This is a genomic window from Marinomonas epiphytica (genome assembly GCF_054780655.1).
Map to the genome: position 1 here is coordinate 14,938 of NZ_BAAGVX010000009.1, position 22,405 is coordinate 37,342.

Annotated in this window: 19 protein-coding genes; 15 read left to right on the forward strand and 4 right to left on the reverse strand. The window is 44.7% G+C overall.

The annotated features are described in order from the left end of the window. Positions 1–4: 4 nt before the first annotated feature. Complete coding sequence (locus tag ACYVGZ_RS03315) at positions 5–586, forward strand: hypothetical protein (RefSeq protein ID WP_460751175.1); 582 nt, start codon at positions 5–7, stop codon at positions 584–586. A gap of 57 nt (positions 587–643) precedes the next feature. On the opposite strand, the gene ACYVGZ_RS03320 is transcribed toward ACYVGZ_RS03315, so the two are convergent. Beyond that, the gene (locus tag ACYVGZ_RS03320; RefSeq protein ID WP_460751179.1) at positions 644–1,384 is read right to left on the reverse strand and encodes a YciK family oxidoreductase; all 741 of its coding nucleotides are present in this window, start codon (positions 1,382–1,384) and stop codon (positions 644–646) included. A gap of 29 nt (positions 1,385–1,413) precedes the next feature. Continuing rightward, a complete protein-coding gene (gene ubiG / locus ACYVGZ_RS03325; RefSeq protein WP_460751183.1) occupies positions 1,414–2,133 on the reverse strand; it encodes a bifunctional 2-polyprenyl-6-hydroxyphenol methylase/3-demethylubiquinol 3-O-methyltransferase UbiG in 720 nt (239 codons plus the stop codon). A gap of 287 nt (positions 2,134–2,420) precedes the next feature. Here ubiG and gyrA point away from each other — a divergent pair, with 287 nt between their 5' ends. From gyrA to rpsA, 6 genes are all read left to right on the forward strand, one after another. Continuing rightward, positions 2,421–5,045 (forward strand): DNA gyrase subunit A, encoded by a 2,625-nt coding sequence (gene gyrA, locus ACYVGZ_RS03330; RefSeq protein WP_460751186.1) that lies wholly within the window; start codon positions 2,421–2,423, stop codon positions 5,043–5,045. Between the two features lie 96 nt (positions 5,046–5,141). Continuing rightward, a complete protein-coding gene (serC, locus tag ACYVGZ_RS03335; protein ID WP_460751189.1) occupies positions 5,142–6,221 on the forward strand; it encodes a 3-phosphoserine/phosphohydroxythreonine transaminase in 1,080 nt (359 codons plus the stop codon). A 4-nt stretch (positions 6,222–6,225) separates the two neighbouring features. Beyond that, positions 6,226–7,347 (forward strand): prephenate dehydratase, encoded by a 1,122-nt coding sequence (gene pheA, locus ACYVGZ_RS03340; RefSeq protein ID WP_460751192.1) that lies wholly within the window; start codon positions 6,226–6,228, stop codon positions 7,345–7,347. A 45-nt stretch (positions 7,348–7,392) separates the two neighbouring features. Further along, positions 7,393–9,576 carry a prephenate dehydrogenase/arogenate dehydrogenase family protein gene (locus tag ACYVGZ_RS03345; RefSeq protein WP_460751195.1) on the forward strand — a complete coding sequence of 728 codons (2,184 nt, stop codon included), beginning with the start codon at positions 7,393–7,395 and terminating at the stop codon, positions 9,574–9,576. A 19-nt stretch (positions 9,577–9,595) separates the two neighbouring features. Beyond that, positions 9,596–10,279, forward strand: a complete 684-nt coding sequence (gene cmk, locus ACYVGZ_RS03350) for a (d)CMP kinase (RefSeq protein ID WP_460751198.1) — start codon at positions 9,596–9,598, stop codon at positions 10,277–10,279. Positions 10,280–10,445: 166 nt separating this feature from the next. Beyond that, entirely contained in the window at positions 10,446–12,134 is a 1,689-nt protein-coding gene (gene rpsA, locus ACYVGZ_RS03355) for a 30S ribosomal protein S1 (RefSeq protein ID WP_460751201.1), read from the forward strand. A gap of 140 nt (positions 12,135–12,274) precedes the next feature. Here the strand turns inward: rpsA and ACYVGZ_RS03360 are convergent, their stop codons facing one another. Continuing rightward, a complete protein-coding gene (locus ACYVGZ_RS03360; RefSeq protein ID WP_460751204.1) occupies positions 12,275–12,529 on the reverse strand; it encodes a hypothetical protein in 255 nt (84 codons plus the stop codon). A gap of 217 nt (positions 12,530–12,746) precedes the next feature. On the opposite strand from ACYVGZ_RS03360, the gene ACYVGZ_RS03365 reads away from it, so the two are divergent. Next, on the forward strand, positions 12,747–14,648 hold the full coding sequence (locus ACYVGZ_RS03365) for a PhoX family protein (RefSeq protein ID WP_460751207.1): 1,902 nt from the start codon (positions 12,747–12,749) through the stop codon (positions 14,646–14,648). Between the two features lie 50 nt (positions 14,649–14,698). Here ACYVGZ_RS03365 and tsaA read toward each other — a convergent pair whose 3' ends face one another. Continuing rightward, the gene (gene tsaA, locus ACYVGZ_RS03370) at positions 14,699–15,424 is read right to left on the reverse strand and encodes a tRNA (N6-threonylcarbamoyladenosine(37)-N6)-methyltransferase TrmO (protein ID WP_460751210.1); all 726 of its coding nucleotides are present in this window, start codon (positions 15,422–15,424) and stop codon (positions 14,699–14,701) included. 112 nt (positions 15,425–15,536) lie between these two features. On the opposite strand from tsaA, the gene ACYVGZ_RS03375 reads away from it, so the two are divergent. The 7 genes from ACYVGZ_RS03375 to mltB are packed head-to-tail and all read left to right on the forward strand — an operon-like array spanning position 15,537 to position 22,367. Then, entirely contained in the window at positions 15,537–16,796 is a 1,260-nt protein-coding gene (locus tag ACYVGZ_RS03375; RefSeq protein WP_460751212.1) for a glutamate-5-semialdehyde dehydrogenase, read from the forward strand. Then, complete coding sequence (nadD, locus tag ACYVGZ_RS03380) at positions 16,786–17,460, forward strand: nicotinate-nucleotide adenylyltransferase (protein WP_460751215.1); 675 nt, start codon at positions 16,786–16,788, stop codon at positions 17,458–17,460. The genes ACYVGZ_RS03375 and nadD overlap by 11 nt, the downstream gene beginning before the upstream one ends. 14 nt (positions 17,461–17,474) lie before the next feature. Then, entirely contained in the window at positions 17,475–17,828 is a 354-nt protein-coding gene (gene rsfS, locus ACYVGZ_RS03385) for a ribosome silencing factor (RefSeq protein ID WP_460751218.1), read from the forward strand. Positions 17,829–17,837: 9 nt separating this feature from the next. After that, positions 17,838–18,305, forward strand: coding sequence for a 23S rRNA (pseudouridine(1915)-N(3))-methyltransferase RlmH (gene rlmH / locus ACYVGZ_RS03390; protein WP_460751221.1), 468 nt, complete (start codon positions 17,838–17,840; stop codon positions 18,303–18,305). A gap of 9 nt (positions 18,306–18,314) precedes the next feature. After that, positions 18,315–20,195, forward strand: coding sequence for a penicillin-binding protein 2 (gene mrdA, locus ACYVGZ_RS03395; RefSeq protein WP_460751224.1), 1,881 nt, complete (start codon positions 18,315–18,317; stop codon positions 20,193–20,195). Then, positions 20,185–21,306, forward strand: coding sequence for a rod shape-determining protein RodA (gene rodA, locus ACYVGZ_RS03400; protein ID WP_460751227.1), 1,122 nt, complete (start codon positions 20,185–20,187; stop codon positions 21,304–21,306). Before mrdA ends, rodA begins: the two co-directional genes overlap by 11 nt. Next, entirely contained in the window at positions 21,306–22,367 is a 1,062-nt protein-coding gene (gene mltB / locus ACYVGZ_RS03405; RefSeq protein ID WP_460751230.1) for a lytic murein transglycosylase B, read from the forward strand. Before rodA ends, mltB begins: the two co-directional genes overlap by 1 nt. The last annotated feature ends 38 nt before the right edge of the window (positions 22,368–22,405 follow it).

Below are 22,405 nucleotides of genomic sequence, written 5' to 3' on the forward strand. Positions count from 1 at the left end.
AATAATGATGAAAGGCCTAATGCTTGTTTCTGTTTTACTGGTTTCTACTTCCTATGGGCAAACGGTAGAGGTGGTGCCGGTGGATATTATTTATGGCACCCAAGTAATTAGAGGGCAGCATCAAGTGGTGAAAAGCTCACCTGAAAAAGTAACCATTATTCCTGTGGAGCAAGCTGAAAAACCAGCTGGAGTGGGTAATCTGGTGGTGTCTGCTAGTGGGCAGCAATTGTCTTACTTAGAACAGTCACAAGTGGCTGACCGAGAGCAAGAAATTTACGATGAGGTAAATCGTCGAACCAAAGAAAACCCTTTTACTGTGCTTTTTACGGGGCGCTTGCCGGATGATATTCAAGAAAAACGCATCCGTATGATGGCCGAGGTTGGTGTGTTTGGTGATTATCTTGATGAGCAGGAAGTGCCAGCTGCGCCTGATTCAGAGCAGGATGCTTCGAATGCTACTGAGTCTGTTGAGGCTGAGTTGATTGATCCGGGTGCCTTTTCGGAGGTGGCGCCCATTGATGATAGTAAAGATGAAAGTACAGCGCTCACTGATGAACAAAGGTTGGAGCAGTTGATTGGTGGCTAGAAAGTAGAGTTTGCTGATCAAAAAAGGGAGCTTAGTTAGCTCCCTTTTTTAATGGTGTTACTGGGCGTTGAGGGATTGGCCATTTATATTTTGGCTGTCTTTACCCATTAAAAACAGGTAGAGCGGCATAATATCGTCACTATTAGGAAGGTTGAGAGGGTTTTCATCTGGGTAGGCGCTCGCTCTCATGCTAGTGCGGGTGGCACCGGGATTGATGGCGTTAATGCGGATGTTTGAGTCACTGGCCACTTCTCCTGCCAGTAGTTGCATCATGGCTTCGGTAGCAAATTTGGAGATGGCGTAAGCGCCCCAATTCGGGCGTGCGGTTCGTCCGACTCCAGATGAAGTGAAAATGATTCGCCCTTGAGAGGAGCGGTTGATTAGGGGATATAAGGCTTGAGTGAGTAGCAGTTGGCTACTTACGTTTACTCTCATGACTTGTTCGAAGGTGTTGGGGTTGTAGTCGATCAAGTGTGTTCTATCCCCCAGCAAGCTTGCGTTATGCAAGATGCCATCAAGTTGACCAAATTCTTTTTCTAAAGTGATGGCAAGCTCTTGAAAGTCATGCTCGGCGGCTCCATCAAGGTTCAATGGTACAATGGCAGCTTGAGGGTAGCCTAATTGATCTATTTGGTCGTATACGGCTTCAAGTTTGCTGGTGGTTCGGCCCAGTAAAATAACGGTCGCACCATGCTTGGCATAATGCAGTGCGGCGCTTTTGCCAATGCCGTCGCCAGCGCCAGTTACTAGGATGATTTTATCTTTTAGGAGTGCTGCTGGTGCTTGGTAATCAAACATATTATCTCCTTAAGTTAAGGTCTGTAGTGCTATGTGCTGGGTTTCTGTGTGTGCATCATGTAATTGACGGAAACGTCTTTTTCGTTAAGTTTGTACACCTTGGTGAGAGGGTTATAAGTTAATCCTGTCATATGTGTTACTTCTAAGCCTGCTTGGCGGGCGAAATTAGAGAGTTCAGCGGGTTGGATGAACTTGGCGTAGTCGTGGGTGCCTTTGGGAAGCATGTTTAAAACGTATTCCGCACCAATAATGGCAAACAGATAGGCCTTAGGGTTGCGGTTGATCGTTGAGAAGAAAACGTGGCCACCTGGTTTCACTAATTGGTAGCAGGCCTTAATGACAGAGGCTGGATCCGGAACATGTTCTAACATTTCAAGGCAGGTTACTACGTCGTATTGTGCGGTTTCTCGGTTGGCGATTTCCTCGGCCGTGATACGCTCATAATCAATGTCGAGTTTAGACTCTTGTAAGTGCAGGCGAGCGACATTTAAAGGTGCTTCTCCCATATCGATGCCTTTAACTTGGGCGCCGAATTGAGCTAAAGACTCAGATAAGATGCCACCACCACAACCAATGTCGATGACCTTTTTACCCTTGATTGAGGCTTTTTCATTAATGTAGTTGGCGCGCAAAGGGTTGATATCATGAAGAGGTTTAAATTCACTTGATTTGTCCCACCACTTACTGGCTAAGGCCTCAAACTTGGCAACTTCGTCTAAATCTACGTTTTTGCTGGTTGTGTCTGTCATCTTGCTTCCAAATACTAAAAATGTGATAAGAAAAGGTGGGACTGAGATCATTGAATGGAAAGGTGTGTGTATGATCTAGCCAATAATAAAGCAATTATAGCGGCTATATGTGTGACCACCAAGCCGAAACTGTGTATTGATAAGTAAAGTCTAAATAGAGGCTTGTTTTTGATGACAAAAGACGCTTCCTGTAGAGGTTTATTCTTTAGAATATGTTACAATGCTGGGCTTATAAAAAGATAGTTGGAAGTCGTTCTGACTCCGAGGCATAAGGATCGGTTGTATCTATGGGTGAATTAGCCAAAGAAATTATTCCCGTCAGTATCGAAAATGAACTTAAAGGCTCGTATTTAGATTACGCAATGAGTGTTATTGTGGGTCGTGCGTTGCCAGATGTACGTGATGGATTAAAACCTGTTCACCGTCGTGTTTTGTTTGCGATGAATGAACTTAAAAACGATTGGAATAAGCCATATAAAAAATCGGCTCGTATCGTTGGTGATGTAATTGGTAAGTATCACCCTCACGGTGACTCTGCAGTGTACGATACGATTGTTCGTATGGCGCAGCCATTCTCAATGCGTTACACCTTGGTCGATGGGCAAGGTAACTTCGGTTCTGTAGACGGCGATAATGCCGCTGCCATGCGTTATACCGAAATTCGCATGGAAAAGATCTCGCACCACTTATTAATGGATCTTGAAAAAGAAACCGTCGATTTTGTGCCTAACTATGATGGCACTGAATTCATGCCTGAAGTGTTGCCAGCTAGAATTCCAGGCTTGCTGGTGAATGGTTCTGCCGGTATAGCGGTTGGTATGGCAACCAATATACCTCCGCACAATTTGGGTGAAGTCATCGAAGGTTGTTTGGCTGTAATAGATAATGCCGACATTTCTATTGATGATTTGATTGAGCATATTCCAGGTCCTGATTTCCCAACAGGCGCTTTTATTAATGGCCGAGCAGGCATTATTGAAGCCTATAAAACAGGCCGTGGTCGTATTTATATGCGGGCCCGTCACCACATAGAGGATATGGAAAAAGGCAACCGTCAAGCGATTGTTTTTACCGAAATTCCGTATCAGCTGAATAAAGCCAAAGCGATAGAAAAAATTGCCGAGTTGGTAAAAGAGAAAAAACTCGAAGGTATCAGTGAGTTGCGTGACGAGTCTGATAAAGACGGTATGCGTATTGTGGTGGAACTGCGCCGTGGTGAAAACCCAGAAGTGGTTGTGAATAATATTTTTGCGCAAACACAACTGCAATCTGTGTTCGGTATGAATATGGTTGCTTTGGTGGATGGTCGCCCACAACTATTGAATCTTAAACAAATTCTTGAGTGTTTTGTTAAGCACCGTCGTGAAGTTGTCACCCGTCGCACTATTTTTGAACTTCGTAAAGCCCGTGAAAGAGGTCATATCTTAGAAGGTTTGGCCGTTGCATTAGCGAATATCGACCGTGTTATTGACTTGATTCGTACATCGCCTACGTCGGCTGAAGCAAAAGAAAAACTGATTTCTGAAGCTTGGCAACCAGGTGATGTTATTGCCATGTTAGAACGCGCTGGTGCTGATGCTTGTCGCCCTGATGATTTAGATGCCGCTTTTGGTTTTGTTGATGGGGCTTATCATTTGTCACCAGAACAAGCTCAAGCCATTCTTGATTTGCGACTACACCGTCTAACAGGGCTTGAACATGACAAACTATTGGGTGAATACCGCTCTTTGATTGAGCTGATTGCTGAATTATTGGAAATTCTGTCTAATCCTGAACGCCTAATGGCTGTAATTCGTGAAGAGCTAGAAGAAGTACGAGATAGCTTTGGTGATGTGCGCCGTACAGAGATTCTGACATCTCGCCAAGATCTTACTATTGCTGATTTGATTGATGAAGCGCCAATGGTGGTGACTATCTCGAATACTGGCTACGCGAAGTCGCAGCCTCTTGAAGAGTATCAAGCTCAGCGTCGTGGTGGTCGTGGTAAATCTTCAGCCAGCATGAAAGATGAAGACCATATAGAACACCTTTTGGTGACCAGCAGTCATGACACCATTATGCTGTTTAGTAACTTTGGTAAAGTCTACTGGTTGCGAGTTTTTGAAATTCCGGTCGCTAGCCGTAATGCCAAAGGTCGCCCGATTGTTAACTTGTTGCCATTAAGCGAAGGCGAATCCATTTCTGCTTTATTGCCATTGGAGAGTCCTGTTAAGTCTTCTGATGAAGAAGGTGATGAGGAAGAAACACAAGAAAGTCGTTTTATCTTCATGGCGACAGCAAATGGTACTGTGAAGAAAACCGCCATGTCTCAGTTTGCTCGTCCGCGCTCTACTGGTTTGATCGCCTTGAGTCTTGATGAAACAGACGAGCTGGTTGGCGTATCGGTAACCAATGGTGACAACGATATCATGTTGGTTTCCTCGTCGGGTAAAACAATTCGCTTTAAAGAAACCGATGTAAGAGCGATGGGACGTACCGCTGCTGGTGTGCGAGGTATTCGTTTGGCAGAAGGGGCTAAAGTGGTGTCTTTGATCGTGCCACAAGAAAACGCTGCTGTCTTAATGGCTTGTGAAAACGGCTATGGTAAACGTACATTAACCGAAGACTTTCCTGTCTATGGTCGCGGTGGTCAAGGTGTCATTGGTATTCAAGTATCTGAGCGTAATGGTCCTGTTGTGGGAGCGACTCAGGTCGATGAAACGGATGAGATTATTTTAATCACAGACCAAGGTACACTGGTTCGTACCCGAGTTACTGAAGTGTCATGCCAGGGTCGTAATACCCAAGGGGTGACCTTGATTCGATTAACAAACGATGAGCATCTAGTGGGTGTTGAGCGTGTTGTTGAAGATGACGAATCTCAAGAGCCAGATGAAAATGGTGAAAGTGTAGAGAGTCCTGCACAAGACTAAATCTTATGATGTTACCAACGACGCTCCTAGTGAGCGTCTTTTTTTGTTATTTATGATAATGCGGCGTTCGCAGCAGTAGTATGAGGGTTTAATGGCATGAGCCGAGTCTATAATTTTTGTTCTGGTCCAGCGGCCTTACCTGAAGCAGTTCTAAAAAAGGCGCAAGAAGAGTTGCTAGATTGGCATGGTGCAGGCACTTCTGTTATGGAAATGAGCCATAGAAGCGCGGAGTTTCAATCTATTTTGGCATCTGCCAAAGCGCGCTTGAAGCGTTTGCTGGAGATAAATGACGACTATGAAGTCTTGTTTGTGCAAGGTGGTGCTTCTACCTTGTTTGCTCAAATTCCGGCTAATTTGGCAAATGGTTTTGACTCTGCCTGTTACCTAGACACTGGTACTTGGTCTGCTAAAGCGATTAAAGAAGCCAAAAAGTACACCAAGGTGAACCTAGTGGGCTCCTCTAAAGAGGGGGGGTACCTCACTGTCCCTGAGGTGGATTCATCACAACTGGACGCGGATGCGGCTTATCTTCATATCACGCCAAATGAGACCATTGGTGGTTTGGAATTTGATCATCTACCGGATACAGACTTGCCGATTGTGGCGGATCTTTCTTCTACTATTTTGTCGCGCAAGATTGATGTTAGCCAATATGGCTTAATCTATGCGGGCGCTCAGAAGAATGTTGGTCCTGCGGGTGTGGTCATTGTTATTATCCGTAAAGACTTATTGAGCAGAAGTGCCGACTCGTTACCTTCTACTTGGAATTTTGCTAACTTGGCTGCAAATGACTCTATGATTAATACCCCGCCTACTTTTGCTATCTATTTAGCGGATTTGGTGTTTGAGTGGCTAGAGTCTCAAGGTGGTGTAGAGGCGGTGGAGCAGGTTAATATCGAAAAAGCCCGTCGACTGTATGACTTTATTGATCAGAGTGCCTTTTATTCCAACCCTATTGATGTGAAATATCGCTCAAGAATGAACGTGCCTTTTATTTTGGCGAATGAGTCGTTGGAAGCATTGTTCCTGGCTGAGTCCGAGGCCGCCGGTCTTAGAACACTAGCAGGCCATCGTTCGGTGGGAGGCATGCGTGCAAGCATTTACAATGCCATGCCGCTAGCGGGTGTCGATGCACTGATTGAATTTATGGCTGCTTTTGAAAAACAACACGGATAAACCTATGACTGAAAAGAAACCTCAAGTACCCGATACCTTGCCATTATTGCGTGATCGTATTGACTTCATCGATTCGCAAATTCAGTCATTGATCAATGAGAGAGCGCGTTGTGCTGAGAAAGTGGCAGAAGTAAAAATGCGTGATCAAGGTGCTGATTCCGCCGTGTTTTACCGCCCTGAGCGTGAGGCGCAGGTATTGCGCCGTGTTATGGAGCGTAATGAAGGGCCTTTAGGTAATGAAGAGATGGCGAAAGTGTTTCGTCAAATCATGTCTTCTTGTTTGGCACTTGAAAAGCCAATGCGCATCGCCTTTTTAGGACCTGAGGGGACTTTTACCCAACAAGCGGCTCTCAAACATTTTGGTCATTCTATTGTCAGTGCGCCAATGGCAGCGATTGATGAGGTGTTTCGTGAGGTTGAGTCTGGGGCGGCCAATTACGGTGTGGTACCTGTAGAAAACTCCACAGAGGGCGTTGTTAACCATACCTTGGACAGCTTTCGAGATTCTCAGTTAAAGATATGCGGTGAAGTTGAGGTAAGAATCCATCATCACTTGCTGGTTAGCCCTAATATTGATGCAGATGATGTAACACACATTTATTCGCATCAGCAATCTTTGGCTCAGTGCCGTTCTTGGTTAGATCGTTATTGGCCTCATGCAGAGCGTGTGGCAGTAAGTTCCAATGCTGAAGCTGCTCGTTTGGTTGCTGAAGCGGGTCGTTCAGGGCGTGCGGTTGCGGCGATAGCGGGCGAGGTTGCGAGTGAAATGTATGGCTTAGTTAAGCATTCAGCTAACATTGAAGATAGACCAGACAATACCACGCGTTTTCTGATTGTTGGCAATCAGGATGTTCCAGCCAGCGGTAAGGACAAAACTTCTTTGCTAATTAGTGCGAAAAATGAGCCGGGTGCCTTGTATCGCCTATTGGAAGCTTTCGAGCGACACAATCTTGATATGACCCGTTTGGAGACTCGTCCTTCACTCATGAGTCGCTGGGGTTATATTTTTTACATCGACTTTTATGGTCACTATCAGGATACCCAAAGCCAAGCTGTTATTAATGAGCTGTATGAACGTGCTTCGGAAGTGAAAGTATTGGGTTCTTACCCTATTGCGGTGCTTTAACAGCACACTGTTCTGCCTGAAATTGAAGTAAAAAGGAAAGTTGGTGTGAAAAAATTTGGCAATGTCATGATCGTGGGTCTTGGTATGATAGGTGGCTCTTTTGCGAAGTCGCTGAAGGATCAAGGATTAGCGACTTTATATGGCGTTGATCGTCGAGAAGGGGAGTTGGCGCTGGGTGTTGCTAATGGCGTGATTGACTACCCTGCAGAACTGACGGCTGAATTTGTTGAAAAAATGGACGTTATCTTCTTAGCAACTCCAGTCCGAGCAATGGAATCGGTGTTAGAGGTGTTAAAGCCCCTTTTAAAGGCGACAACGCTTTTAACTGACGCAGGTTCTACCAAAGGGAGTGTTGTGCAGGCGGCCGTTCGTGTATTTGGCGCTTTGCCGGATAACTTTATCCCCGGTCACCCTATTGCAGGCGCAGAAAAGAGTGGCGTGTTAGCCGCCAATCCACACTTGTTCGAACAGCACATGGCCATAGTAACCCCAAGTTCTGAAAGTGACCCTGTGCTGTTAGATCGCCTACATAGGTTGTGGCAAGCCGTTGGTGCAGACGTGGTTAGTATGGATGTAGAGCATCATGACCATGTGTTGGCATCATCCAGTCATTTGCCTCATTTGCTGGCTTACACCTTGGTTGATGCCCTAGCTAACAGTTCGCGTAGCCAAGATGTGTTTAAATTTGCAGCAGGCGGTTTTAGAGATTTTACGCGCATTGCATCCAGTGATCCTGTAATGTGGCGAGATGTTTTTTTAGCGAATAAAGACGCGACATTAGCAACTCTAGATCAATTCACCGATCGTCTGCAAGTCATGAGGAAAGCCATTGAAGAGGGCGATGGTGCTAGCATGTTCGGTGTCTTTACTCGTGCTAAATCCGCACGTGATCACTTTTTACGGTTGCTGGAACAACGTACAGGTGCGCGCTCTACTAAAGATCCTAAGCAAATAAATCTAGCGGTGTCACCTGCCACCTCCATTAAAGGTGAGGTGTCTTTGCCTGGCGACAGATTTTTGTCACATAAAGCAATTACAATGGCGGCCCTGAGTGAGGGTAATACGTTACTAAGCAATATTAACATTGCTGGCAATGTGCGTATTACGATACAAGCGTTGCGAGATATGGGGGTGGTAATCGATGAGATGTCTGCGAACCAATTGCGTATTCGTGGTGTTGGTAAAACGGGGTTGCGCGAGCCTATAGCAGCTATTAATGTGCATGACTCTGTTGAAACTTTGTATGTCTTATTGCCAGTGTTGGCGGGGCAAAACTTTAGTGTTGCTGTGTGTGGCGATGACGCTTTGTCCACGACCCCTTTTACGGATCTGCTAGGGTTGCTGAAAGGAATGGGGGCGCAAGTAGAAAGTGCGGATGCGGATTGTCTGCCTGTTTTTATTCGGTCTAACTCTTTTGAGGTGCTTGAGGTGTCTCCAAGTGCGCGCTCCGAAAAAATGACAACAGCGACTCTATTGGCGGCTAACTTTGCTCAAAGCTCTTATTGTATACCCGATAATATGCCAGGTTTGTCGGCGGATTTAGGTTTGTTTGCCCATTTCGGCATAAACATAGTTGGGCGGATGTTTAACCCTGGTTCTTGGTTGGCGAATGACGTAGATTTGCCAGCAGATGCAGATTTATTGGCTTTTTTTAGTTTATTAGCCACTTTGTCTCCAGGCTCAAATTTACTCGTGAAAAATGCTTGCAGTGCGTTCTCAGAGAGTACTTTTAATGAATTTTTACATTATGCTGGCGTGCCTTTAACGGTTCAGAGTGCTCAATACAAAGCAGGTGGCAGTGGCATGAAGGTTGCTTTTTCTCCACTCAAAGGTTTTGTGCTTTCTGCTGAGCAAACAGCGCGTTGGTGTAAGTATTTGCCGTTTATTTGTGTGGCCGCGGCTTATGCTAAAGGTGAGAGCCGAATAAAAGGTATTCGTAATTTGTCTTACGTTTACGAAGATAGAGTGCAAGATTTAGTGGATGCGCTTAAGCACATGAAGATTAAATGCTCGTATGAACAAGATACGCTTATTGTCTGCGGTGGCCTGCCTGAAGGTGGGGATCTAGATTGTGCTGGTGATATTTATGTGGGGCTGGCTATGTTGGCCGTTGGTGTCCGAAGTAGAGAAGTTACCCTAGTGCGCGATTGTCAGGCGTTATTGGAAGAATTTAATGAGTTGACGAACCGCTCAGAAGAATTAGGTTTTCGTTGCGCACCTGCGCAATAGTATTTTAAGAGGTAGTTGTATGATTAACCAATCTCCGGTGATTACGATAGATGGCCCAAGTGGCGCCGGGAAGGGAACAGTAAGCCAATTGGTGGCGGAAAAGTTAGGCTGGAATATTCTTGATAGTGGGGCTTTGTATCGACTATTGGCGTTGGCCGTGTCCCATCATGGTATGTGTTTAGATGAGGTGGACTCCCTCAAGGTACTGGCGGAGCATTTGGACATTCAATTTATTCCTAAAGCCGAGAATAAGGTAGAGATTGTTCTTGAGGGGGAGGCCGTTACACAGGCAATTCGCACAGAAGAGGTGGGTAATAATGCTTCTAAGTTGGCAGCTATTCCAGAAGTAAGAGAAGGGTTGTTATTGCGTCAGCGCGATTTTGCACAGGAGCCAGGTTTGGTGGCAGATGGTCGTGATATGGGGACCATTGTGTTTCCTTCTGCCCCTATAAAAATATTTTTAACTGCATCGGCAGAAGAGAGGGCTCAACGCCGCATGCTGCAATTGCAAGCAAAAGGCGATGAAGTAGATTTTGATGCTCTAGTTAGCACTATTAAAGAGCGAGATGAGCGTGACGCTAACCGAACAGTAGCCCCTCTAGTGCCTGCGGCTGGTGCCCTGGTAATCGATAGCACAAACTTGTCCATCGAACAGGTAGTCGAAATGATCTTTGCCGAAACGGTAAAGGCTGGATTTGCTTAAGCTGTTCTTTTTTTGCTCGCAAAATGTGCTATACTCAGCCGGATTTTATTTTAGCCAATGTGGGGCCAGCAAAACCACATTGCATTTTTCATTAAAATTGACCCATATTTGCTGGTGATATGGTTACGGCCTAGTTGTTTTATAGGCCATTTATATAGGAAATACAATGACTCAAAGCTTCGCAGAACTGTTTGAAGAAAGCCTACAAAGCGTAGAAATGGCGCCAGGCTCAATTGTTACTGGTATCGTTGTTGACATCGATAGCGAATGGGTAACTGTTCATGCAGGTCTTAAATCTGAAGGCGTAATTCCTCGTTCTCAGTTCCTAACGGAAAGTGGTGAGTTCAACGTTAACATCGGTGACGAAGTTAAAGTTGCACTTGATGCTGTTGAAGATGGTTTTGGTGAGACTAAATTGTCTCGCGAAAAAGCGAAACGCGCTGAAACTTGGGCTGTTCTTGAAAAAGCCTACGAAGAAAGTGCCATCGTTAACGGTGTGATCAACGGTAAAGTGAAAGGTGGTTTCACAGTTGATATCGCTAACATCCGTGCTTTCCTACCTGGTTCTTTGGTAGATGTTCGCCCAATCCGCGATACGTCTCACTTGGAAGGTGTGGATCTAGAGTTCAAACTTATCAAGCTTGATCAAAAACGTAACAACGTTGTTGTATCTCGTCGTGCCGTTATGGAAGCGACTAACAGCGCTGAGCGTGAAACACTACTTGCTTCTCTTGAAGAGGGTCAAGAAGTTAAAGGTATCGTTAAGAACCTTACTGATTACGGTGCATTCGTTGATCTTGGTGGTGTTGATGGTCTTCTACACATCACTGATATGGCTTGGAAGCGTATTAAGCACCCAAGCGAAATCATTGCTGTTGGTGATGAAATCGATGTTAAAGTACTTAAGTTCGACCGTGAGCGTAACCGTGTATCCCTAGGTCTTAAGCAACTAGGTGAAGATCCATGGGTTGCTATCAAAGCTCGCTACCCAGAAAACACTAAAGTAACTGCACGTGTTACTAACCTTACTGACTACGGTTGTTTTGCTGAGTTAGAAGAAGGTGTTGAAGGTCTTGTTCACGTTTCTGAAATGGACTGGACTAACAAGAATATCCACCCATCTAAAGTTGTTCAAATTGGCGACGAAGTTGAGGTTATGGTTCTTGATATCGACGAAGAGCGTCGTCGTATTTCTTTGGGTATCAAGCAATGTACAATGAACCCATGGGAAGAGTTTGCTACTTCTTTCAACAAGGGCGACAAAATCTCTGGTGCTATCAAGTCTATCACTGACTTTGGTGTATTCATTGGTTTGGACGGTGGCATTGATGGTTTGGTTCACCTATCTGATCTATCTTGGGACGAAGCTGGCGAAGAAGCCGTACGTCAATACAAGAAAGGCGATATGCTAGAAACGGTTGTATTGTCTATCGATGCTGAACGTGAGCGTATCTCTCTAGGTGTTAAGCAACTAGAAGAAGATCCTTTCTTAGCTTACGTTGCTGAAAACGACAAGGGTGCTGTTGTTTCTGGTACTGTTGCTTCTGTTGATGCGAAAGGAGCGGTTGTTGCTCTAGCGGAAGGTGTTGAAGCGACTCTTAAAGTATCTGAAATCAGCCGTGATCGTGTTGAAGATGCAAGCGCTGTATTGAAAGAAGGTGAAGCTGTTGAAGCTGCGATCATTAATGTTGATCGTAAAGCTCGCACTATCACTCTTTCTATCAAGCAGAAAGATGCAACTGAAGAAAAAGCGGCGCTTAAGTCTCACTCTGAGAAGCAGCAGGCTGAAGCAACTGCAAATGGTCCAACTACTATCGGTGACCTAATTAAAGCGCAACTAGAAAACCAAAACTAAGTTTTGCTCAGTTTTTGACTTGTGTAAAAAGCGGACTTTCGGGTCCGCTTTTTTTTATCTTTTTTCCATCAATTTTTGTTAAGTGATTGACAGGAAATTTATACATATAATGTGTGGATAACTCTGGGTATAGACTCTGGTTAGTTGTTTAAGCTTTTCAGAAGTGTCTTTATATCGTCCTCATCCCATTCTTCTTTTTCAACCAAGCTTCTGAACTCTTTGTTTTGCTGGATTTTATTCTGGTTGTTCAAGAATTTAGCATAATGCATTTCTTTTATTAGGCGCTCATCTTGTAAGCTGCGATAAAGGGGCTTTTCTTGCTTACTTTCTACGTTGTTAGGTTTTTTTAATGTCTGAACAGATTGGTAGGTTTTTAGAAATTGCTTCTTATTCATTTTATGCTCTCGCAAGCTAATAATGTTCAGTTTATGTAACTCACTTCAATATTGCAAAATTGTGGCCGTTATTATGTTTCATAAAAGTGACTTTTAATTGTCATGTAAAAAACATTTTATCGTCATCTTAGTTTGGCCTAATAATCCTGTTTAGATGATTTCTAGTGGTGGAAAGCTGGAATGATCTCGTTATATTTTTAATTCAGAGGACAATGTAATGCCAGTTAAGCAAGAGACAGTAATGGGCTTTGATGAGCACGATGAGTTAGTACGTCCTGCACCAGAAATGGTGGAGTTTGAAGAAACGGCCAAAAGAATGGTGTCACGCCGTGGTTTTCTAAGTGGTGGTGCAGCTGTTGGTGCAACGGCCTTTGTTATGGGGTCAACGACTCTTGCGGCGAGCAAAGCCTTAGCCGATTCTGGTATGGATATGACTCGCCTTGCTTTTGATATGGTGCAGGCCAACGCACAAGACACCGTAACAGTGCCTGCTGGTTATAAGTGGGAAGTATTAGCTTCTTGGGGTGAGCCATTGTTCTCAAATGCGCCAGAGTTTAATGAATCAACTGGTGGAACAGGATCTTCTCAAGAGATGTCTTTCGGTGATCATTGTGATGGAATGGCACTGTTTTCACACAATGGTCGTCAGATTCTGTGTGTTAACAACGAATACACCAATCTTAAAACATTACACGTAAACCGTGATGGTGGTGTACCAACGACAGCGGATGATATTCGTAAAAGTAAGGCCGCTCATGGTGTTAGTGTCGTAGAGGTCGCTCGTACAGCTGGTCAATGGCATATTGTTAAAGATTCAGAGTTTAACCGCCGTATTACAGTGGATACTGAAATGGATATCACGGGGCCTGCGCGTGGTCATGAGCTGCTTAAAACGAAAGCGGATCCAGAAGGTGTATTGGCGAAAGGTACTTGGAACAACTGTGGTAATGGTCAAACGCCTTGGGGTACTTACCTTGCTTGTGAAGAGAATTTCAACGGTTACTTCTCATCAAGTAACGCGAACTTCCCATTAACACCGCAAATGAAACGTTACGGTATCAGTCATAAAGACTGGGGATACAAGTGGGCAATGGCGGATTCTCGATTTGATCTTTCTAAAGACCCTCAAGAGCCGAACCGTGCAGGTTATGTTGTAGAGATTGATCCTTTAAATCCAACTGCTCGTCCTAAGAAGCGTACTGCCCTAGGTCGTTTTAAGCATGAAAATGCGGAAGTAGAGGTGGCGGCAAATGGTCATGTTGTGGTTTATCTTGGAGATGATGAGCGTGGCGAATTTCTTTACCGTTTTGTGTCCAAACATAAGTTTGTAGTCGGTGGTAACAACCAAGACCTGCTTGAAGAAGGTACCTTGTATGTTGCGAAATTTAACGACGATAATACGGGTGAATGGTTGGCGTTAACGCCAGCGACTACCGGTATGACAGAGGCAGAAATTGCAATTTATACTCGCCTAGCGGCTTCTAAAGTTGGTGCAACAACAATGGATCGCCCAGAATGGGTTGCTTCTAACCCTGTTAAGGCTGAGGTTTACTGTGCGTTAACAAATAACAAGAACCGTGGTGTTAAGCCGAATGCCGGTGGTGATGAAACGCCAGCTGAAGGCCCTAACCCTCGTGTTAAAAATAACTTTGGTCAGATAGTTCGCTGGCGTCCAGCGAATCAAGACCATACTGCACAGGCTTTTAACTGGGATTTGTTTGTTTTGGCCGGTAACCCTGCGGTATATGATGATGCCAATGCTGGTTCAAGTAATGTGAATCAAGATAACATGTTTAATTCACCAGATGGCTTGAAGTTTGATCAGCGTGGTTTGTTGTGGATTCAAACAGACGGTAACTACTCGAATGAAAAGGGCTTTGCTGGTCAGGGTAACAACCAAATGCTGGTTGCTGATCCTGAAACAGGCGAAATTAAGCGTTTCTTGGTAGGTCCTAAAGAGTGTGAGATTACTGGCGCAGCATGGAGTGCTGACCGATCAACTATGTTTGTCAGTGTTCAGCACCCAGGAGAGAAGGGTAACTCAACTTGGCCAAACGGCAGCATGCCGCGCTCAAGTGTAATTGCTATTTCCCGTGAAGACGGTGAAATAATCGGCTAAGCCTATTTGGATTAGACGAAGGCGATATTGAGGAATCAATATCGCCTTTTTTAATATGGAGTGATTTCAATGATTTCTATGTGATCCTGGCGTGCCTGCCATGTGATGTTCAGGTGCCATAAGCGGTTACCATGAATTCGTCCTGTCTGTTCTTGTAAGTAGGCGGGGCGAGGGTCTTGGCTGATTACTTCAACGATCAGCTCTTTTAAATTACCAGGACAGTGAGATTGGTGAGAATGACATTGTTCTAATGCGATTGGGCTAAAGCGCACTTCTTTAGTATGAGATGCACTAGGAGCAAAGCCGCCGCTGGCATGGCTTATTTGGTCTGCGTAGGGTAAATAAGGTTTGATGTCTAACACAGGTGTGCCATCTAACAGATCAGCGCCCTGTAGTTCAATTAATATTTTGTCATTGTGATTTGTGATCTTGCCTAGCTTTACGACAGATAGGCCTATTGGGTTTGGGCGATGAGTAGTGCGACTGGCAAACACACCAACCTTTTTTTTGCCCCCAAGGCGCGGGGGTCTGACTTTTGCTTTCCACTTGTCTTGTAAGCAGGCGTGAAAAATAAATTGAATCCAAATGTGTGAAAAGTCACTCAACCCGTCTAAAACATCTAAGCGATTATAGGGAGGGAGGAGTTCTATGTGGCCTGTTGCTTGAGTCACAAGGCCCGGTTGCCTAGGAATACCGAATTTTTCTTTATAGCAAGAATGTACTATTCCAATGGGTTTAAACGGATAGCTTGATTCCGTGTTAGAAGCTTGGCTCATTTCTTGTAAACAACTCTAATGGCTTGAAAATAATGTGTTATTATACTGGCATTAAGTTTTAGTCGGCGACTTTTTTACTTTGGCCGTGGTTTTATTTAATTAGAGAAGTAATATGTCTTTAGATAACTATATGAATCAAGTGGGTAAGCAGGCTCGTGCAGCTTCGCGATTATTGGCAAAAGCATCAACAGAGCAGAAAAATGCCGCTCTTTTTGCTATGGCTGAAGCGCTTGAGGTCGCTCGACCCCAGTTGATCGAAGAGAATCAAAAGGACATTGTTAATGGTCAGCAAAAAGGCTTAGATACACCGCTGCTTGAGCGCTTACTATTAGATGATAAGCGTATTGACGGCATGATTGAAGGGCTGAAACAAGTGGCGAGCTTGCCAGACCCTATCGGTGAGATTTCCGATATGGTGTTTTTGCCGTCAGGCATTCAAAGAGGGCAAATGCGCGTGCCATTAGGTGTGGTGGGTATTATTTATGAGTCGCGTCCGAATGTGACGATTGATGCTGCTAGCCTTTGTCTTAAATCAGGTAATGCAACGATTTTGCGTGGCGGCTCAGAAGCCTTTTACTCAAATCAAGCCATTGCTGAGGCTGTGCGCAAAGGTCTGGCGATAGCGGGGCTTCCTGAGGATGCTGTGCAGGTGATTAATACGGTGGATAGAGAAGCTGTGGGGCGTTTGATCACCATGCCTGAGTATGTGGATGTCATTGTGCCACGTGGTGGCAAAGGGCTGATTGCTCGTATCAGTGAAGATGCGAAGGTGCCAGTGATTAAGCATTTAGATGGCAATTGCCATGTTTACATAGACGATGAAGCGGACTTGGAAAAAGCCTTTGCTATTGCTATGAATGCTAAAACTCGTCGTTATGGTGTTTGCAATGCAATGGAAACCCTCTTAGTACATAAAGCCGTCGCTCAAGAAATATTGCCAAAGCTTGCTTCTTCTCTTGAAGAAAAAGGCGTGGAGCTCTTCGTATGTGAGCAAGCCAAGGGTGTTTTATCTTCAGCCGCATTAGCCACTGAAGAAGATTGGTTTACCGAGTACTTGGCGCCTAAGTTGTCGATAAAAGTCGTTGAATCTATGGCTCAGGCTATTGAGCACATCAATTTTTATGGTTCCCATCATTCGGACGCTATTGTCAGCCAAAACTACACGAAAAGCCGTGATTTTATGACCGAGGTAGACTCTTCCTCTGTGATGGTTAATGCTTCGACAGCCTTTGCTGATGGGTTTGAATATGGTTTTGGCGCTGAAATTGGCATTTCAACCGATAAAATTCATGCCCGTGGTCCAGTTGGGTTAATTGGTTTGACGAGCCAAAAATTTATTGTGTTAGGTGATGGTCATACCCGTGACAACTAAGGCTAATGATTTATCTGGCAGCCGAAACTCAACTGGCTTGGCCATTATGGGAGGGACATTCGATCCTATCCATAATGGCCATCTGAGAACCGCTGTTGAAATATTAGACCTATATGGTTTTGAGCAATTAAAACTGATTCCTTGTTTTCAGCCGGTGCACAAAGGACGACCTAGTGTTTCTGCACAGCAACGCCTAACCATGGTGAAAATGGCCATCAGTAGCGATGCACGTTTGCAAGTAGATGATCGTGAAATTTTACGCTCAGGGCCCAGTTATACCATTGATACGCTTGCTTCCATTCGTCAAGAGGTTGGTGTATCACACCCTATCGTGATGGTATTGGGGATGGACAGCTTTCTGTCTTTACCCACTTGGCAGAATTGGCAAAAACTCTTGGACTACGCTCATATATTAGTGGTCTCAAGGCCTGGTTGGGAGCCAGATTTGATCACTGAACTGAGTGAGCTGTGTGAAAAGAGTCGTGCCCTGTCTATCGCTGAGTTACAATGCGCGCCTGCTGGTCGAATATTAATGAAAACATTAACCCCACTGGGGATTTCGTCAAGTATGATACGTTCGCTGCACCGTGAGTCATCATCGATTGCCTACCTGTTGCCCGAACCCGTGCAAAAATATATTTGTGACAATAATTTATATCAATAGGAATAAAGAAACTTATGAGTCAACCACAACTTGCTGGTGAAGAAATCTTAGCTTTAGCTGTAGAGTCTCTGGAAGAAGTAAAAGGGGATAAGATCACTGTACTGAATGTGAGTCAACATACTGACATGATGGATTTTATGGTGATCTGTACCGGTACGTCTAAACGCCATGTGCAAGGTCTTGGTCAGAACGTTGTTGAACACCTTAAGCAAAATGGTTTGCAACCCTTAGGAAGTGAAGGTCGTGGTATGTCTAGCGATTGGATTTTGATTGATCTGCACGATGTGGTTGTTCATGTAATGACAGAAGAAGCGAGAGCGTTTTACGATCTTGAAAAGCTGTGGGACATTAAGCCGGAAGCTCTGTAAGGGACGATCATGCGTATACGCTTAATTGCAATTGGTACAAAAATGCCAAAATGGGTTGAGCAGGGATATGAGGATTATGCCAAGCGCTTACCCCGTGATTTTTCACTAGAATTGGTGGAGTTGCCCATGGCACCGCGTGGCAAAAACACGGATATAGCGAAAGCAATTCGTAAAGAAGGCGATGCAATGTTGGAGGCTATTCCCTCTGGCGATAAAGTCATTGCAATGGAAGTGTTAGGTAAAGAGTGGTCCACAGAACAACTGTCTGAACAAACCCAAGACTGGCGCATGGAGGGTTACAATGTCAGCTTGTTAGTGGGTGGCCCAGATGGCTTAGACCCAAGGTGTAGTGCCAAAGCAGATCAGCTGTGGTCGCTTTCTCGGCTGACTTTACCGCACCCTATGGTACGTATCATGTTGGCAGAGCAGATCTACCGAGCTTGGACATTGATGAATAACCACCCTTATCATAGATAGGCAATTCCCTTGAACCGCCCCCATCAGAAGTTTCGAAACTATTCACAAGAAAAGGCCATAACTCAATCTCGAGTAATTGTTGCGGCTATCTTAGTGCTTATTCTGGTGGGAGTCCTGGTCAGCCGTTTAGTGTATCTACAAGTTATTGAATATGATCTGTATCAAACCCGAGCAGATAAAAACCGTTTGATGCTGGTGACTGAGCAGCCACCTAGGGGGCTCATTTATGATCGAAATGGCTTAGTACTTGCGGATAACCGACCTATTCATAGTTTAACGGTTACCCCTGAGCGGGTGAAAGATATGGCTGCTTTGCAAACTGCCTTGTCAAAAGTGCTAGACATCACGGATGCCCAGTGGGAACAGTTTCATAAAAAGCGCCAATCTTATCGCCGTCCTTACCAGCCAATTACGTTAAAGTCGCAATTAACGGATGAAGAGTGGGCTCGGGTATCGGTGGACCTGTATCGCTTTGATGGTGTACAAGTTCAAGCTCAGTTAACCCGTTACTATCCTTATGGGGAAGCCTTTGCTCATGCCATAGGTTATGTGGGCCGCATTACCGCAAAAGATTTAGAGCGTGTAGACGAAGACGCCTATCAAGGGGCTTTGTTTATTGGTAAAACGGGCATAGAAGGTTTTTACGAAGATACTTTGTTCGGTAAAACCGGCATCAGTACGGTTGAAGTGAATGCTCGTGGACGAATCATGTCGGAAGTTGATCGGCAAAATCCGACGCCAGGCAAAGACATTCAGTTGCATTTGGATGCCCGCTTGCAACAATACGCCTATGATCTATTAGGAGACTATCGTGGTGCAGTCATTGCCATGGACCCTGTCACAGGGGGCGTATTGGCAATGGTTTCAAAGCCTGGTTTTGACCCGAACTTGTTCGTGCGTGGTATCTCTTACAAAGATTATTCTAGCCTGCGTGAGTCTAAAGACCTACCTTTGTTTAACCGCGCATTAAGAGGTGGTTACCCTCCAGCATCGACCATCAAGCCTTTCATGGCATTGGCGGGGCTAGATTATGGTTTTTCCAGTTGGCAAGAGCGCTACTATGCACAAGGCTATTATCAAATCAATCCAGGTGGACGGCGATATCGTGATTGGTTAAGAACAGGTCATGGATGGATCGATCTTGAACGCTCAATTATTGAGTCGGTAGATACATATTATTACCAACTGGCGAATAAAATGGGCATTACGCCTATCCATAACTTTCTGACTCGCTTTGGCTTTGGTCAACGGGTGGTTTTAGACCTTAATGGTGAGAGTTCAGGTCTGTTGCCTTCTAATGAATGGAAAAAAGCCAAATACAATGAGCCTTGGTATCCTGGAGACTCGGTCAATGTCGGGATAGGTCAGGGGTTCATGGTGGCAACCCCCATGCAGATTGCCTCAGCGACAAATATTTTAGCGAACCAAGGTGCATATTATAAACCTCGCTTAGCTCGAACTATTGATTCCGAACCGGCGCAATTTGAGCAAGATCCTCGTGGTGAAGACGTGGTTTTAAAAAATCAACGTAACTGGCAGCGCATGGTGAAAGCGATGGAGAAAGTCATTACTGATCCTCGTGGTACAGCTCGTCGCCTGCGTGGAACGGACTACCGCATAGCGGGAAAAACCGGTACAGGCCAGGTATTTAGTTTGCAAGAAGACCAAGAGTATGAGGCCGATAAGCTTGAGAAGCGCCTTCATGATCACGCCTTGTTTGTGGGCTTTGCCCCTGCAGACAAACCTAAGATATCTGTCTTCGCGATTTTCGAAAACGGGGGCAGTAGTTCTAAACCTGCTGATTTAAGCAAACAATTGTTCGATGCTTATTTAACGGGTAAATATCCCAGCAAATACGATTATTTAAAGGTGGACGCAGATGGAGGATAACCTATACAGGAGGTTTGTCTCTTTTACGAACGCTCGTTTATGGCGTTTAACGCATATTGATGTCCTACTTCTGTGCTCTTTACTTCTTTTGATCAGTGGCGGTTTATTTGTACTTTATTCTGCCTCTGGGCAAGATGTTGCTATGGTCGAAAGGCAGGTGCTACGTTTGGCGATTGGTTTTGGTGTCTGTTTGATGTTAGCCCAATTACCACCAAAGTACCTGCGCCGTTTGTCGCCTTTGTTCTTCTTAATCCTAGTCTCCATGTTGATTGGAGTGCTCTTATTTGGTGTTGGGGCGAAAGGGGCCCAGCGCTGGTTGCCGTTGCCCGGTGGTTTGCGATTTCAGCCTTCTGAAATTATGAAAATTGCCATGCCTATGATGATTGCTTGGTACTTTTCAGAGCGTCATTTGCCACCCACTTTAAAACAAATTGGCGTGGTGTTAGTGCTGGTGTTAGTGCCAGTATTAATGATTGCCAAACAGCCTGATTTAGGAACTTCATTGTTGGTGGCAGTGTCCGGGCTGTTTGTGTTGTTTTTAGCTGGGCTGGGGTGGCGCTATATATTGGGGGCTGCTGCGCTGGCTCCTGTGGCTGGCTATAGCTTGTGGCAGGTAATGCATGATTATCAGCGTCAGCGAGTCTTAACCTTTTTAAATCCAGAGAGTGATCCATTAGGATCGGGTTGGAATATTATACAATCTAAGACAGCCATCGGTTCTGGTGGTGTATATGGCAAAGGTTGGCTGGAAGGCACCCAAGCCCAGTTGGACTTTTTGCCTGAAAGTCACACTGATTTTATTATTGCGGTATTGGCTGAGGAGTTTGGTCTGTTAGGTTGTTGTGTCTTATTGTTTGCGTATCTTTTGGTGATTGCTCGCGGCTTATATATTTCTGCTACAGCAGAGGACAATTATGCTCGTTTGTTGGCAGGCAGTTTGACCCTGACCTTCTTCGTTTATTTGTTTGTTAATATTGGTATGGTTTCAGGAATTTTGCCTGTAGTGGGGGTACCTCTTCCTTTAGTTAGTTATGGGGGTACATCCATTATTACTATCATGGCAACTTTCGGTATACTGATGTCAATTCAAACTCATAAGAGGGCGAGATAATGAAACAGCTGATTTGGGTAGCATTAGCCGTTAGCCTAAGTGCATGCACTAGTGCGGCAATAGATCAAACGTCGACCCCCATTCACGAAGGGGTGAGTAAGACATTGTTAAAAGATAAGCCAGCTACAAAAGCGGCTTCGTATGGGGCGAATCCAGAAGTTCAAGCTTTCATCGACATGATGGTTGAAGAGTATCAATATGATGAACAGCAATTGCAAACCGCTTTTTCATTAATCAAAGTGCGACCAAAGGTTATTCAAAAATCGAATAATCAACCAGAACAAATTACTCCTTATTATGAATATAAAACACGTTTTGTCTCTCAAGACAGGGCGCAAGCTGGTGTTAAGTTTGCTCAACAACATGGTGCTTGGCTACAAAAAGCGGAACAAGAGTTTGGCGTTGATGCCAATGTTATTGTTGCCTTGATGGGGGTGGAAACCTTTTATGGCCGCATCACTGGGTCTCGTGATGTTTTTACATCTTTAACGACTTTGGCGTTTGATTATCCTCGCCGTAAGACATTTTTTCAAAGTGAGCTAAAAGCTTATCTATTATTGGTAAGAGAGCAAGGCTGGGAGATCGGGCAAACTAAAGGGTCTTACAGTGGCGCTATGGGGATGACCCAATTTATGCCAAGTAATTATCGATCACTTGCTATTGACTATGATCAAGACGGCGAAGTTGATTTATGGCGTTCTGCTGCTGATGCGATTGGCAGTATTGCGAACTACTTGCAGCATCACGGTTGGCAAACCGGCAAACCCGCTTATATTAATGCCATGATAAAGGGAGATATAAAGTCATTAAAAGATAAAATAAACCATGGTCGAGCACCATTGTTTAGCGTGTCTGACTGGTCGCATTATCATGTTTTACCAACCCAGACGTTTGAAAACGATGCGGCAGGCCTTTTGTCTTTGCGCACTGCAGAAGATGAAGTGAGTTACTGGCTTGCTTACGAAAACTTTTTTACCGTGATGGACTATAATCCCAGTCGTCGTTATGCCATGTCGGTATTTGAATTGTCAGAAAAGATAAAAAATCATGCTCAAAACTAATTACCTGGTGGCGCTATGTGTCCTGTCTTCACTGGCTC